Consider the following 12663-nt stretch of genomic DNA (forward strand, 5'->3'; position numbering starts at 1 on the left):
GCCGGGCGCGGGTGTGTGTCACATGTGAGGTGCCCAGTAGGCCGTGAGCCTGCCCACGCCGTGCTCCACGGACTTCCACGAGCCGGTGAACGTGACGACCGCCATCGCGGAGGTGGGGAAGCCGCCCCGGTTCATCGTGGCGAGCAGATCGCCCTCCGCCTCACCGGAGAGGGCGTCGGCGAGGGCGTGCACGCCGGGGTTGTGGCCCACCAGCAGGAGGTCCTGCACCTCGTCGGACTGCTCGTTGAGCACGGCGATGAGCTCGCCGAGGGAGGCTTCGTAGATCCGCTCGTCGTACACGGTCCTGGGGCGCTCGGGCAGCTCGGACACCACGAGCTTCCAGGTCTCCCGGGTGCGGACGGCGGTCGAGCACAGGGTCAGGTCGGGGGTGATGCCGGCCCCGGCGAGCCAGCGGCCGGCCACGGGCGCGTCCTTGCGCCCGCGGTCGGCGAGCGGACGCTCGTGGTCGGAGTCCTGGGACCATTCGGCCTTCGCGTGCCGGAGGAGCACGATCCTGCGGGGTGTGTCGACGCTCATGACCCCAGCTTCGCATGAAACGGACCTTGTGGCGCAGGGTGTTTGAGCGGTCCCTGGACACGTACGAAGGTCTGCTGGAGGTGTTCGAGGATGCGGCCGACGGCCGGTGTGCGTCCCGGCGACGCGTGCGCCTGGCCGGGTCCGGCGACGAGCAGGAGGAGCGCGGTGAAGGCCGCCGCGGGAAGGGCCAGCGCCCACCACGGCAGGCGGGTCGCCTGTGTGCTCGTGGCGCGGGTACGGACCGTACCGGACCCCTCCGTCGTCATGGCGGCCTCCGTCGTCGTCGCGGGTTCGTGGCATCGGGATGCCCTCACGCTACGGAGCGGCAGGGGCCCGGCCCATCAGGTGGGACACCCACTTCACCCTGACGCCCTACCCCTAGGGGTGGGGCCCTGATCGCCCCGTGGCGGGCACGTCGACAGCCACCTCGACGGTGACGCGGCAGGGCCCGGGGGTGGCCCGGCGCGCGCAGGACCCCCGCGGCCGACCGGCCCGGCGAGGCACCGGACCGACTCGGGCCCCCGCACCCACGGGCCGAGCGAACCCACATGCACCGGGCACACTGCTCGCACGCACCGCGGGCCGCACGACCGCACGGGGACCGGACACACAGGTGCCGGGCACCGCGGGCCCCCGGCCGCACAGGGCCGGCGGCCCCCGCGGCCGCGCACGTCACACCGTCAGGCGGTTGGCGCTGCCGCCCGCGTCACGCGGGCGGGCAGGTCAGGACGGCGCCGCGATCGTGGCGATGACGGAGATGACCGCGCCGATGGCGAGCATGGCGCCGAAGACGGCGAGGAGCTTCTTCTGACCGTTCTTGGGGTTCGGGTCGAGCACAGGCTGCATGGCACCAGTCTCGCACCTCAGCTCTCGTCCTCGACCGTCCGGTCCCGCCCGGCGACGACGCCCGCGGCCATCTGCGGCAGGAGCAGCCCCATCATCAGCAGCAGGGGCACGTCCCAGCCGCCGCTGTGCTGGTAGAGGGCGCCGACGAGGAGGGGGCCGGGCACGGAGACGAGGTAGCCGACGCTCTGGGCGAAGGCGGAGAGCCGCACGACGCCGGCGCCGCTCCGGGAGCGCATGCCGATCATGGTGAGGGCGAGCGGGAAGGCGCAGTTGGAGACGCCGAGGAGCAGCACCCACAGCCAGGCCCCTGCCGCCGGCGCGGCGTAGAGGCCGGTGTAGCCGGCGAGGCCGCTGAGGCCGAGCAGGACCACCAGGGGGCCCTGCTGCCGCATCCGGCCGGCCACCCGGGGGATGACGAAGGCGAGCGGCACGCCCATGACCATGGTGACGGCCAGCAGCAGTCCGGCGGTGCCCGCCGGGACGCCGGCGTCCCGGAAGATCTGCGGCAGCCAGCCCATGGTGATGTACGCGCCGGTGGCCTGGAGGCCGAAGAAGAGGGCGAGGGCCCAGGCGGTGCGGCTGCGGGCCATCCGTGGCGCCGCGGCCGTTCCCGGGGCGGCCCCGGCGGCCCGGCGACTGTCGTGGGCGCCCCGGGCCGTGGAGCGGCCGCCCCGGGCCCGTACGACGACGGTCCACGGCAGCACGGCGAGGACGGCGAGGACCGCCCACAGGCCGAGGCCCGTGCGCCAGCCTCCGCCCAGGGCGGTGGCCAGCGGGACGGTGGCGGCGGCCGCGAGGGACGTGCCGAGGGCGAGGGCCATGGAGTAGAGGCCCGTCATGGTGCCGACGCGGTCGGGGAAGTACCGCTTGACGATGACGGGCATCAGGACGTTGCTCAGGGCGATGCCCATGAGGGCGAGGGCACTGGCCGCCAGGAAGCCCGCGGTGCCGCCCGCGAAGGGCCGTACGAGCAGCCCTGCCGCGATGGCGGCCATGCCGGCCCAGACCACGGCGGTGGGGCCGTGGCGGCGGGCGAGCCGGGGAGCCGCGATGCCGAAGAGGGCGAAGCACAGCGGTGGTACGGCGGTGAGCAGACCGGCGGCGCTGCCGCTCATGTGGAGGCCGGTGCGGACCTCTTCGAGGAGGGCGCCGAGGCTGGTGATGGCGGGCCGGAGGTTGAGCGCGGCGAGGACGAGTCCGACGACGAGGACGCGGGTGAGCCACCGGGGAGCCGGGGCCGGCACCCCCGCGAGCGGGGGCTGTGCCTCCCGGCGGGGGGCGGAGGGGGATGCTGGAGGCGTGAGGGTGCGGGTCTGGGGCTCGTCGGACATGGCACCATCATAGAATCATGGGATGATTGGTTGTCCAATCGTGAACGACGTCGCGGCCAGGCCGACGAGGAGAGGACCGGGACAGGCATGACGCTGAGCTCCCCCCGCCGTTCAGGACTGTCGGACCAGGTGATCGCGCAGCTGCGGAACCAGATCACCTCGGGCGAGTGGCCAGTCGGCTCGCGCATCCCCACCGAGCCGGAGCTCGTCGAGCAGCTGGGCGTCGCCCGCAACACCGTCCGCGAGGCGGTGCGCGCCCTGGCCCACAACGGGCTGCTGGACATCCGGCAGGGCTCCGGCACGTACGTGGTGGCGACCAGCGAGCTCGCCGGGGTGATGCAGCGGCGCTTCGCGGACGCGGACCCCCGGCACGTGGCGGAGCTGCGCTCGACGCTGGAGTCGGCGGCCGCACGGCTGGCCGCGCAGCGGCGCACGGAGCGGGACGTGCAGCAGCTCGACGCGCTGCTGGCCCGCCGGGAGGAGGCGTGGGCGACGGGCGACGCGGAGCAGTTCGTGTCGGCGGACTCGACGTTCCACCTGGCGGTGGTCGCCGCCTCGCACAACGAGGTGCTGGGTGAGCTCTACGCGGACCTGGGACACCTGCTGCGGGACTGGCTGCGCGAGGACGTGGGCCGGGAGCTGCGCCCCGAACACCACATGGACCACGCCCGGCTGGTGGAGGCGATCAGGGCGGGCGACGCGGAGACGGCGTCGGCGGAGGCGGCGGGCTACCCGTTCATGTGCCTGCGGGACCCGCGGCCGGCCGATGGGTGAGCCAGACCGCGCTGACCTCCTTCCAACACCGCTCGGTGAGCTGCACATGAGCGGTGGGCGGCACGTCCACGGGGGCGCTGTCGACGTCCAGGTCCCACCAGCGGGCGCACTCGACGTGCAGTTGGACGCGGTCGGTGCGGGGATAGGGGTTGTGGCAGTGCGCGGTGACGCGCGACCCCTCCACGGTGGTGCCGCAGCGGGCGGTCTGCTCGTCCGCCGCGCGGCCGCCGTCGCCCTGGGCGGCCTGCCCGACGCCGGCGGCGCCGGGGTGCGGGGCGGCTACGGGGGCCGGGTTTCCGGCCGGGTCTGCCACGGCCTGGCCGGCCGGCAGGACTGCGGCGAGCGCCGCGAGTAGCACGGCGGCACGGCGCGGGACGCGGTGTTCGGGTGGCACGGCGGCACCTCCTCCCCGTCGGCCGGGAAGGCGGGCCACCCGGCTCGACCAGTGTGCCGCAGACGCACGCGGGCCGCGCGCCGTCCGGGTGACGGTCGCGCGGCCCGTACGGGAAACGGCAGGTCAGGCGCCCATGATGTGGACGCCGCCGTCGACGTGGACGATCTCGCCGGTGGTCTTCGGGAAGAAGTCCGACAGCAGGGCGACGACACCGCGGCCGGCCGGCTCCGGGTCGGCCATGTCCCAGGCGAGCGGGGAGCGCTCGTCCCACACCTTCGCGAGCTCGCCGAAGCCCGGGATGGACTTGGCGGCCATCGAACCGATGGGGCCGGCCGAGACGAGGTTGCAGCGGACGTTGTGCTTGCCGAGGTCGCGGGCCAGGTAGCGGCTGGTGGCCTCCAGGGCGGCCTTGGCCGGGCCCATCCAGTCGTACTGCGGCCAGGCGAACTGCGCGTCGAAGGTGAGGCCGACCACCGAGCCGCCCTCCTCCATCAGCGGCAGGCAGGCCATCGTGAGCGACTTCAGCGAGAACGCCGAGACGTGCATCGCGGTCGACACCGACTCGAACGGCGTGTTGAGGAAGTTGCCGCCGAGGGCGTCCTGCGGGGCGAAGCCGATGGAGTGGACGACGCCGTCGAGGCCGCCGAGCTCCTTGCGGACGGTCTCCTCGACCCGCGCCAGGTGCTCGTCGTCGGTGACGTCGAGCTCGAAGACCGTGGCGGGCTTGGGAAGCTTCTTGGCGATGCGCTCGGTGAGGGTGGGACGCGGGAAGGCGGTGAGGATGACCTCGGCGCCCTGCTCCTGGGCCACCTTGGCGGTGTGGAAGGCGATGGAGGACTCCATCAGCACACCGGTGATCAGGATGCGCTTGCCGTCGAGAATTCCGCTCATGTTGCTCAGTGACCCATGCCCAATCCGCCGTCAACCGGGATGACGGCTCCAGTGATGTACGAGGCGTCGTCGGAGGCGAGGAAGCGCACCGCGGCGGCGATCTCCTCCGGCTGCGCGTAGCGGCCGAGCGGCACCTGGGAGACGATGCCGGACCGCTGCTCGTCGGTGAGCACCTTCGTCATGTCGGTGTCGACGAAGCCGGGCGCGACGACGTTGAAGGTGATGTTGCGGGATCCGAGTTCCCGGGCGAGGGAGCGGGCGAAGCCCACCAGTCCGGCCTTGGAGGCGGCGTAGTTCGCCTGGCCCGCCGAGCCGAGCAGGCCGACGACGGACGAGATCAGCACGACGCGGCCCTTCTTGGCGCGCAGCATGCCGCGGTTGGCCCGCTTGACGACACGGAAGGTGCCCGTGAGGTTGGTGTCCAGGACGGCGGTGAAGTCGTCCTCGGTCATCCGCATGAGCAGCTGGTCCTTGGTGACGCCGGCGTTGGCGACGAGGACCTCCACGGGACCGTGCTTCTCCTCGATCTCCTTGTAGGCGGTCTCCACCTGCTCGGAGTCGGTGATGTCACAGCGCACGGGCAGGCAGCCCAGCTCGGTCAGCTCGGCCGGCGGCTCGCCCGACCGGTAGGTGTACGCGACCTTGTCGCCTGCTGCGGCGAAAGCGCGGGCGATGGCGAGGCCGATGCCCCGGTTTCCTCCGGTGACGAGAACCGAGCGGCTCATCCGATCACCCTTTCCCTAGCTGTGTGGTTCTCCCGAGAACCTATCGGTCCGCCTTCGCGTACGGGGACTCGGCCCCTGACAGTGGCGTACGGAACTCACTGTCGAGTCCCTACAGAAAACACTGGGCAGAGCGAGGGTCGACCCGCCATGATCGGACCCGACCGGTCGTTCAGGACGTCCACACGACAGGAGACTCTGGTGCCTCATTCCATCGACGAAGCGTTCACGGCGCTGCCGCTGCGGGCGCTCGCCGACGCGGCGCTGGCACGGGCGCGGGCGCTCGGCGCGGAGCACGCCGACTTCCGGTTCGAGCGGGTGCGCAGCGCGTCGTGGCGGCTGCGCGACGCCCGGCCGGCGGGCTCGTCGGACACCACCGACCTCGGGTACGCGGTGCGGGTGGTGCACGGCGGGGCGTGGGGCTTCGCGTCCGGGGTGGACCTGTCGATGGACGCGGCGGCGAAGGTCGCGTCGCAGGCGGTGGCCATGGCGAAACTGTCGGCCCAGGTGATCGCGGCGGCGGGCAGCGGGGAGAGGGTGGAGCTGGCGGACGAGCCGGTGCACGGGGAGCGGACGTGGGTCTCCTCGTACGACATCGACCCGTTCACCGTGCCGGACGCGGAGAAGACGGCGCTGCTGGCGGACTGGAGCGCGCGGCTGCTGCGGGCGGACGGCGTGGCGCACGTGGACACCACGCTGATGGCCGTCCACGAGAACAAGTTCTACGCCGACACGGCCGGCACCGTCACCACGCAGCAGCGGGTGCGGATCCAGCCGCAGCTGACCGCGGTGGCGGTGGACGCGGCGAGCGGTGGCTTCGAGTCGATGCGGACGCTGGCGCCGCCGGCGGGGCGCGGCTGGGAGTACCTGACGGGCACCGGCTGGGACTGGGACGCCGAGCTGAGCGGCATCCCGGAGCTGCTGGCGGAGAAGATGAAGGCGCCGAGCGTCGAGGCGGGGACGTACGACCTGGTCGTGGACCCGTCCAACCTGTGGCTGACGATCCACGAGTCGGTCGGGCACGCCACCGAACTGGACCGGGCGCTGGGCTACGAGGCGGCGTACGCGGGCACGTCGTTCGCGACCTTCGACCAGCTGGGGAAGTTGCGGTACGGCTCGCCGGCGATGAACGTGACCGGTGACCGCACCGCCGAGCACGGGCTCGCCACTGTCGGCTACGACGACGAGGGCGTCGAGGCGCAGTCCTGGGACCTGGTGAAGGACGGGGTGCTGGTCGGCTACCAGACGGACCGGCGGATCGCCCGGCTGACCGGGCTCGGGCGGTCCAACGGCTGCGCGTTCGCGGACTCGCCGGCGCACGTGCCGGTGCAGCGGATGGCGAACGTGTCGCTGCTGCCGGAGCCGGGCGGGCTGTCCACGGAGGACCTGATCGGCGGTGTCGAGCGGGGCGTCTACGTGGTCGGTGACCGGTCCTGGTCCATCGACATGCAGCGGTACAACTTCCAGTTCACCGGGCAGCGGTTCTTCCGCATCGAGAACGGGCGGCTGGCGGGCCAGCTGCGGGACGTCGCGTACCAGGCGACGACGACGGACTTCTGGGGCTCGCTGGAGAAGGTGGGCGGCCCGCAGACGTACGTGCTGGGCGGCGCGTTCAACTGCGGCAAGGCCCAGCCGGGCCAGGTGGCCGCGGTGTCGCACGGCTGCCCGTCCGCCCTCTTCCGCGGCGTGAACATCCTCAACACGAACCAGGAGGCCGGCCGGTGACCCGCGCCGCCGCACACGCGGGCGCCCGCCGGGAGCCCGGGGGCCACGCCCCGCAGACGCACCGCCCGCACACGAACCAGGAGGCCGGCCGATGAGCCCCGTGAGCAGCAAGCCGTACGAGATCGTCGAGCGGGCGCTGGATCTGTCCAGGGCCGACGGGTGCGTCGTCATCGCGGACGAGCGGTCGTCCGCGAACCTGCGGTGGGCGGGGAACGCCCTCACCACGAACGGGGTCACCCGGGGCCGGACGCTCACGGTCATCGCGACCGTCGACGGGGCCGAGGGCACGGCGTCCGGGGTGGTGTCCCGGTCCGCGGTGACCGCGGAGGAGCTGGAGCCGCTGGTGCGGGCCGCGGAGGAGGCCGCCCGGGCGGCGGGCCCGGCGGAGGACGCCGGGCCGCTGGTCGCCGGGGTGCCGGAGTCCCCGGACTTCGGTGAGGCCCCGGCCGAGACGTCGCCGGAGGTGTTCGCGGGTTTCGCGCCGGCGCTGGGTGAGGCGTTCGGCCGGGCCCGGGCGGGCGGCCGGGAGCTGTACGGGTTCGCGTTCCACGAGCTGACTAGCACCTACGTCGGCACCTCCACGGGGCTGCGGCTGCGGCACGACCAGCCGAACGGGACGCTGGAGCTGAACGGCAAGTCCCCGGACCGGACCCGGTCGGCGTGGGTGGGGCGGGCGACCCGGGACTTCGGGGACGTGGACCCGCTGGGCCTCGACGAGGAGCTGGCGCAGCGGCTGGCCTGGGCGGAGCGGCGGATCGAGCTGCCGGCCGGGCGGTACGAGACGCTGCTGCCGCCCACCGCGGTGGCGGACCTGCTGATCTACCAGCAGTGGTCGGCGGCGGCCCGTGACGCGGCGGAGGGGCGCACGGTGTTCTCGAAGCCGGGCGGCGGGACCCGGGTCGGGGAGAACCTGGCCACGCTGCCGTTGACGCTGCGCAGCGACCCCGCGGAGCCGGGCCTGGAGTCGGCGCCGTTCGTGATCGCGCACGCGTCGGGCGACGACGCGTCGGTGTTCGACAACGGGCTTCCGCTGGCGCCGGTGGACTGGATCCGCGAGGGGCGGCTGGAGCACCTGGTCACGACCCGGCACAGCGCCGGCCTGACCGGGCTGCCGGTGGCCCCGGGCGCGGGGAACCTCGTCCTGGAGGGCGGCGCGGACCGGTCGCTGGAGGAGATGGTGGCCTCGACCCGGCGGGGGCTGCTGGTGACCTGCCTGTGGTACATCCGCGAGGTCGACCCGGCGACGCTGCTGCTGACGGGGCTCACCCGGGACGGGGTGTACCTCGTCGAGGACGGCGCGGTGGTCGGCGAGGTCAACAACTTCCGGTTCAACGAGTCGCCGGTGGACCTGCTGCGGCGGGCCTCGGAGGCCGGCCGCACCGAGCGGACGCTGCCGAGGGAGTGGAGCGACTGGTTCACGCGCACGGCGATGCCGCCGCTGCGGGTGCCGGACTTCAACATGAGCTCCGTCAGCCAGGGCGTGTGACCCCGTCCGGGAGCGGCGTCCGCCCAGGAGCGCGCGGGCGCCGTCGGACGGCCGGGGGCCGCGAGGACACGACCTAGACTGGCGGGCGACAGACGACATCAGGAGGAACGAGAACCGTGACGGACATCGTCGACGAGTTGAAGTGGCGCGGGCTGTGGGCCCAGTCCACCGACGAGGAGGCCCTGCGCAAGGCGCTCGCGGACGGTCCCGTCACGTTCTATTGCGGCTTCGACCCCACGGCGCCGAGCCTGCACGTGGGGCATCTGGTGCAGGTGCTGACCATGCGGCGGCTACAGCTCGCGGGGCACCGGCCGCTGGCGCTGGTCGGCGGGGCCACCGGGCAGATCGGCGACCCCAAGCCGACCGCGGAGCGGACGCTGAACTCTCCGGAGACGGTCGCCGCCTGGGTGGAGCGGGTCCGCTCGCAGATCGAGCCGTTCCTGCTCTTCGAGGGCGCCAACGCCGCCACGATGGTGAACAACCTGGACTGGACCGGCGGGATGTCCGCCATCGAGTTCCTCCGGGACGTCGGCAAGCACTTCCGCGTCAACAAGATGCTGACGAAGGACTCGGTGGCCCGGCGGCTGGAGTCCGAGCAGGGCATCAGCTACACCGAGTTCTCGTACCAGCTGCTCCAGGGCATGGACTTCCTGGAGCTGTACCGCCGCCACGGCTGTGTGCTGCAGCAGGGCGGCAGCGACCAGTGGGGCAACCTCACGGCGGGTCTGGACCTGATCCACCGCCTGGAGCCGGGCGCGGAGGTGCACGCGCTGGCGACCCCGCTGATGACGAAGGCGGACGGCACCAAGTTCGGCAAGACCGAGGGCGGGGCCGTCTGGCTGGACCCGGAGATGACCACGCCGTACGCGTTCTACCAGTTCTGGCTGAACGTGGACGACCGGGACGTCTCCCGCTACCTGCGGATCCTCAGCTTCCGGAGCCGTGAGGAGCTGGAGGAGCTGGAGCGGGTCACGCAGGAGCGCCCGCAGGCGCGGGCCGCGCAGCGGGCGCTGGCGGAGGAGCTGACGACGCTGGTGCACGGCGCCGGGCAGTGCGCCGCGGTGATCGCCGCGTCGAAGGCGCTGTTCGGGCAGGGCGAGCTGGCGGAGCTGGACGAGGCGACGCTGGCCGCGGCCCTGTCGGAGCTGCCGCGCGCCGAGGTGGCGGAGCTCGGCCCGGTCGTGGACCTGTTCGCCGAGGTCGGCCTCGTGCCGAGCAAGTCGGCGGCGCGGCGCACGGTCAAGGAGGGCGGCGCCTACGTGAACAACGCGAAGGTGACCGCCGAGGACGCCGTGGTGGAGCCCTCGGACCTGCTGCACGGGCGGTGGCTGGTGCTGCGCCGCGGCAAGAGGAACCTGGCGGCGATCGAGGTCGCGGCCGGCTGATCCTCGCACGCGTACGGCGGCCCGGGAACGTGTGGCGTTCCCGGGCCGCCGTGTGTGCGGGCCAGGCCGTCAGGCCCGCTCGCGGCCTCTGCCGCGCACGGCCATGTACAGCATGTCGCCGAGGCCGACGACCACGACGGCGGCGATGACCTGGAGGGCGTGCCTGCCCCAGTCGATGCCGGACGTCTCGTCGATGCCGAAGCCGCGGGCCAGCGCGTTGCCGATGACGCCGCCGATGATGCCGAAGATCGTGACGAGCCACAGGGGGCTGTGCTGCTTGCCCGGCAGGATCGCCTTCGCCAGCAGGCCCAGCACGAATCCGACGATGATCGCCCACAACCAGCCCACAGCCGCCTCCTCGGTACGCCTTGCACATGCGGACTCTGACAGTGTCGGCCCGGATGCCGGGGGCCGCATGTCGGGGGCGTGCGCGGCTGCGGGGGCCCGCGATCCGGAGCGGTGGGGTCCGGCGTACGGTGGGGGGGAGAGTGAGGATCGGTCGCCGAGTCGGTGGTGGAACGCGATGCGGAAGCGCAGCAAGTCGGAGGTCTTCCGGATCACGGGAGCCCGGCAGGGCCTTGAGGACGACGTGCGGGGCCGGCAGCGGCGCTATGTGATCTCGATGGGGGTGCGCACGCTGTCGTTCGTGCTGGCGGCGTGCCTGTGGAACGTCTCCCGGTACGTGGCCGTGGTGGCGCTGGTCCTGGGCATGGTCCTGCCGTACATCGCCGTGGTCATCGCGAACGCGGGACGGGAGAGCAGCCCGGGGCTGCCGTCGACGTTCGTGGCGACGCCGCCGGTGGAGCGGGCGGGGATCGGACCGGCTCCGGAGCGGGCCGCCGACGAGGCGCAGCCGGAGCCCGGCCGGGGGCCGGAAACGGAACCGGAAGCGGAGGAGAGACCCGTCTCCGAGGCGGGTGCGAACCTCAGGAAAAGCTCAGAGGAATAGCGCCGATCCAGTGCACCGCGGCGGGCCCCGCGTGACATACTGCGTACGCGCTCCGTATCCCCCGTCGGAGCGACGGACCGACGCCGGGCAGCTCCCCCCGTGGCTGCCCGGCGTCGCCTTTGTCCGGGCCGGCGCCGCAGCCGGCCGCGCCGGGTGTGCCGTGCCGGGACGGGTGCCGCGGGCCCGGGGCGTGGGACGTGTCGACCTGGGACGTGTGTGGTGAACGACGAGACCGGCCTGCCGATCTGCTCCGCGAAGGGCTGCCGTGCCGCGGCCGTGTGGGTGCTGGCGTGGAACAACCCGAAGCTGCACACCCCCGAGCGCCGCAAGACCTGGCTCGCCTGCGACGAGCACCGCGAGCACCTGTCGCAGTTCCTGGGCGTCCGGGGGTTCCTGAAGGACGTGGTGACGCTCTCCGCGTGGGAGTCGTCAGCCGCCGATGGCTGACATCGGGCGGTCGGGCTGCAGGAACGACGGGTCGTCGAGGCCGCTGCCCGCCTTCTTGCCCCACATCGCCTTCCGCCAGATCTCGGCGACCTCCTCGTCGGCCGCGTCGGAGCGCAGGGTGGCGCGCAGGTCGGTCTCCTCGCGGGCGAAGAGGCAGGTGCGTATCTGACCGTCGGCGGTGAGCCGGGTGCGGTCGCAGGCCCGGCAGAAGGGGCGGGTGACGGAGGCGATGACCCCGACGCGGTGCGGGCCGCCGTCGACGAGCCAGCGCTCGGCCGGGGCGGAGCCGCGCTCCTCGCCGGCCTCCTCCTCCGGGGTGAGGGTGAAGCGGGTGCGCAGGGACGCCAGAATGTCCTCGGCGGTGATCATGCCGTCGCGCTTCCAGCCGTGCTGGGCGTCCAGCGGCATCTGCTCGATGAAGCGGAGCTCGTAGTCGTGGGCGACGGCCCAGGCGAGCAGGTCGGGCGCCTCGTCGTCGTTGAGGCCGGGCATGAGCACCGAGTTGACCTTCACCGGGGTGAGTCCGGCGTCCCGGGCGGCGGCCAGGCCCTCCAGCACGTCGTGGTGGCGGTCGCGGCGGGTGAGGGTCTTGAAGACGTCGGGGCGCAGGGTGTCGAGGGAGACGTTGACCCGGTCGAGTCCGGCGTCCCTGAGGGCGGCGGCGGTGCGCTTGAGGCCGATGCCGTTGGTCGTGAGGGACATCTTGGGGCGGGGGGTCAGCGCGGCGCACCGCTCCACGATCCCCACGAGGCCGGGGCGCAGCAGCGGCTCCCCGCCGGTGAAGCGGACCTCGGTGACACCGAGGTCGGTGACGGCTATGCGGATCAGCCGGACGATCTCGTCGTCGGTGAGCAGGTCGGGCTTCGCCAGCCACTGCAGCCCCTCCTCGGGCATGCAGTACGTGCAGCGCAGGTTGCACCGGTCCGTGAGCGAGACCCTCAGGTCCGTGGCCACGCGGCCGTAGGTGTCGATGAGCACGTGCACGCCTCCCCCGGTATACCGGTTCGCATCCGTGTTCCACTTGTGGCGTCACCGCTGCGACGGGTGTCGCTCCGGTCACGGCCCTTTCTCTGAGCCTACGCGACTCAGGTGGCGACATCAGTGGCCTTTTGCACCAGGAAGCGGGGCGGCCGCGTCGTAGGGAGCTACGACGCGGCCGCCCCGGCGGTGACCTGC

15 protein-coding genes are annotated in these 12663 nt (G+C 73.0%); 6 read left to right on the forward strand and 9 right to left on the reverse strand.

Annotation, left to right across the window (positions count from 1 at the left end; genetic code table 11):
• Positions 1–18: 18 nt before the first annotated feature.
• The 4 genes from BJP40_RS17845 to BJP40_RS17855 all read right to left on the reverse strand — a co-directional run bounded on the left by BJP40_RS17845 (position 19) and on the right by BJP40_RS17855 (position 2714).
• Entirely contained in the window at positions 19–537 is a 519-nt protein-coding gene (locus tag BJP40_RS17845; protein WP_071264345.1) for a histidine phosphatase family protein, read from the reverse strand.
• The gene (locus BJP40_RS17850) at positions 534–803 is read right to left on the reverse strand and encodes a hypothetical protein (RefSeq protein WP_371258655.1); all 270 of its coding nucleotides are present in this window, start codon (positions 801–803) and stop codon (positions 534–536) included. The genes BJP40_RS17845 and BJP40_RS17850 overlap by 4 nt, the downstream gene beginning before the upstream one ends.
• 457 nt (positions 804–1260) lie before the next feature.
• The gene (locus BJP40_RS35685) at positions 1261–1383 is read right to left on the reverse strand and encodes an SGM_5486 family transporter-associated protein (RefSeq protein ID WP_254792694.1); all 123 of its coding nucleotides are present in this window, start codon (positions 1381–1383) and stop codon (positions 1261–1263) included.
• Positions 1384–1400: 17 nt separating this feature from the next.
• Entirely contained in the window at positions 1401–2714 is a 1314-nt protein-coding gene (locus BJP40_RS17855; RefSeq protein WP_071281225.1) for an MFS transporter, read from the reverse strand.
• A gap of 87 nt (positions 2715–2801) precedes the next feature.
• Here BJP40_RS17855 and BJP40_RS17860 point away from each other — a divergent pair, with 87 nt between their 5' ends.
• Positions 2802–3488, forward strand: a complete 687-nt coding sequence (locus tag BJP40_RS17860) for a FadR/GntR family transcriptional regulator (RefSeq protein ID WP_071264341.1) — start codon at positions 2802–2804, stop codon at positions 3486–3488.
• Here the strand turns inward: BJP40_RS17860 and BJP40_RS17865 are convergent.
• The 3 genes from BJP40_RS17865 to fabG form a co-directional block, all read right to left on the reverse strand.
• Positions 3451–3882: a hypothetical protein gene (locus BJP40_RS17865; RefSeq protein WP_071264339.1), complete on the reverse strand. Its 432-nt coding sequence runs from the start codon at positions 3880–3882 to the stop codon at positions 3451–3453. The genes BJP40_RS17860 and BJP40_RS17865 overlap by 38 nt on opposite strands.
• Before the next feature lie 123 nt (positions 3883–4005).
• Positions 4006–4773, reverse strand: coding sequence for an enoyl-ACP reductase FabI (gene fabI, locus BJP40_RS17870; RefSeq protein ID WP_071264337.1), 768 nt, complete (start codon positions 4771–4773; stop codon positions 4006–4008).
• A 5-nt stretch (positions 4774–4778) separates the two neighbouring features.
• Positions 4779–5498, reverse strand: coding sequence for a 3-oxoacyl-[acyl-carrier-protein] reductase (gene fabG / locus BJP40_RS17875; protein WP_071264335.1), 720 nt, complete (start codon positions 5496–5498; stop codon positions 4779–4781).
• Positions 5499–5696: 198 nt separating this feature from the next.
• Between fabG and BJP40_RS17880 the strand changes: the two genes are divergently transcribed.
• The 3 genes from BJP40_RS17880 to tyrS all read left to right on the forward strand — a co-directional run bounded on the left by BJP40_RS17880 (position 5697) and on the right by tyrS (position 10091).
• The gene (locus tag BJP40_RS17880; protein WP_071264333.1) at positions 5697–7220 is read left to right on the forward strand and encodes a TldD/PmbA family protein; all 1524 of its coding nucleotides are present in this window, start codon (positions 5697–5699) and stop codon (positions 7218–7220) included.
• 91 nt (positions 7221–7311) lie between these two features.
• Positions 7312–8706, forward strand: a complete 1395-nt coding sequence (locus tag BJP40_RS17885; RefSeq protein WP_071264331.1) for a metallopeptidase TldD-related protein — start codon at positions 7312–7314, stop codon at positions 8704–8706.
• A 116-nt stretch (positions 8707–8822) separates the two neighbouring features.
• A complete protein-coding gene (gene tyrS / locus BJP40_RS17890) occupies positions 8823–10091 on the forward strand; it encodes a tyrosine--tRNA ligase (protein WP_071264329.1) in 1269 nt (422 codons plus the stop codon).
• Between the two features lie 69 nt (positions 10092–10160).
• On the opposite strand, the gene BJP40_RS17895 is transcribed toward tyrS, so the two are convergent.
• The gene (locus tag BJP40_RS17895; RefSeq protein ID WP_071264327.1) at positions 10161–10439 is read right to left on the reverse strand and encodes a GlsB/YeaQ/YmgE family stress response membrane protein; all 279 of its coding nucleotides are present in this window, start codon (positions 10437–10439) and stop codon (positions 10161–10163) included.
• 175 nt (positions 10440–10614) lie between these two features.
• On the opposite strand from BJP40_RS17895, the gene BJP40_RS17900 reads away from it, so the two are divergent.
• Positions 10615–11040: a DUF3099 domain-containing protein gene (locus tag BJP40_RS17900; RefSeq protein ID WP_071281226.1), complete on the forward strand. Its 426-nt coding sequence runs from the start codon at positions 10615–10617 to the stop codon at positions 11038–11040.
• Positions 11041–11259: 219 nt separating this feature from the next.
• Entirely contained in the window at positions 11260–11487 is a 228-nt protein-coding gene (locus BJP40_RS17905; RefSeq protein WP_071281227.1) for a hypothetical protein, read from the forward strand.
• Here BJP40_RS17905 and moaA read toward each other — a convergent pair.
• Positions 11470–12465, reverse strand: coding sequence for a GTP 3',8-cyclase MoaA (gene moaA / locus BJP40_RS17910; protein ID WP_071264349.1), 996 nt, complete (start codon positions 12463–12465; stop codon positions 11470–11472). The two genes, BJP40_RS17905 and moaA, sit on opposite strands and share 18 nt — an antisense overlap.
• Positions 12466–12663 lie beyond the last annotated feature (198 nt).

Source organism: Streptomyces sp. CC53 (assembly GCF_001865245.1).
Classification (GTDB): Bacteria; Actinomycetota; Actinomycetes; order Streptomycetales; family Streptomycetaceae; genus Streptomyces.

Excerpts from the sequence above, each read along its gene's own strand:
- BJP40_RS17845 (WP_071264345.1), bottom strand. The coding sequence starts at position 537 with ATGAGCGTCGACACACCCCGCAGGATCGTGCTCCTCCGGCACGCGAAG.
- BJP40_RS17860 (WP_071264341.1), top strand. The coding sequence starts at position 2,802 with ATGACGCTGAGCTCCCCCCGCCGTTCAGGACTGTCGGACCAGGTGATC.
- BJP40_RS17855 (WP_071281225.1), bottom strand. The coding sequence starts at position 2,714 with ATGTCCGACGAGCCCCAGACCCGCACCCTCACGCCTCCAGCATCCCCC.
- BJP40_RS17850 (WP_371258655.1), bottom strand. The coding sequence starts at position 803 with ATGACGACGGAGGGGTCCGGTACGGTCCGTACCCGCGCCACGAGCACA.
- BJP40_RS17900 (WP_071281226.1), top strand. The coding sequence starts at position 10,615 with ATGCGGAAGCGCAGCAAGTCGGAGGTCTTCCGGATCACGGGAGCCCGG.
- fabI (WP_071264337.1), bottom strand. The coding sequence starts at position 4,773 with ATGAGCGGAATTCTCGACGGCAAGCGCATCCTGATCACCGGTGTGCTG.
- BJP40_RS17885 (WP_071264331.1), top strand. The coding sequence starts at position 7,312 with ATGAGCCCCGTGAGCAGCAAGCCGTACGAGATCGTCGAGCGGGCGCTG.
- fabG (WP_071264335.1), bottom strand. The coding sequence starts at position 5,498 with ATGAGCCGCTCGGTTCTCGTCACCGGAGGAAACCGGGGCATCGGCCTC.
- BJP40_RS35685 (WP_254792694.1), bottom strand. The coding sequence starts at position 1,383 with ATGCAGCCTGTGCTCGACCCGAACCCCAAGAACGGTCAGAAGAAGCTC.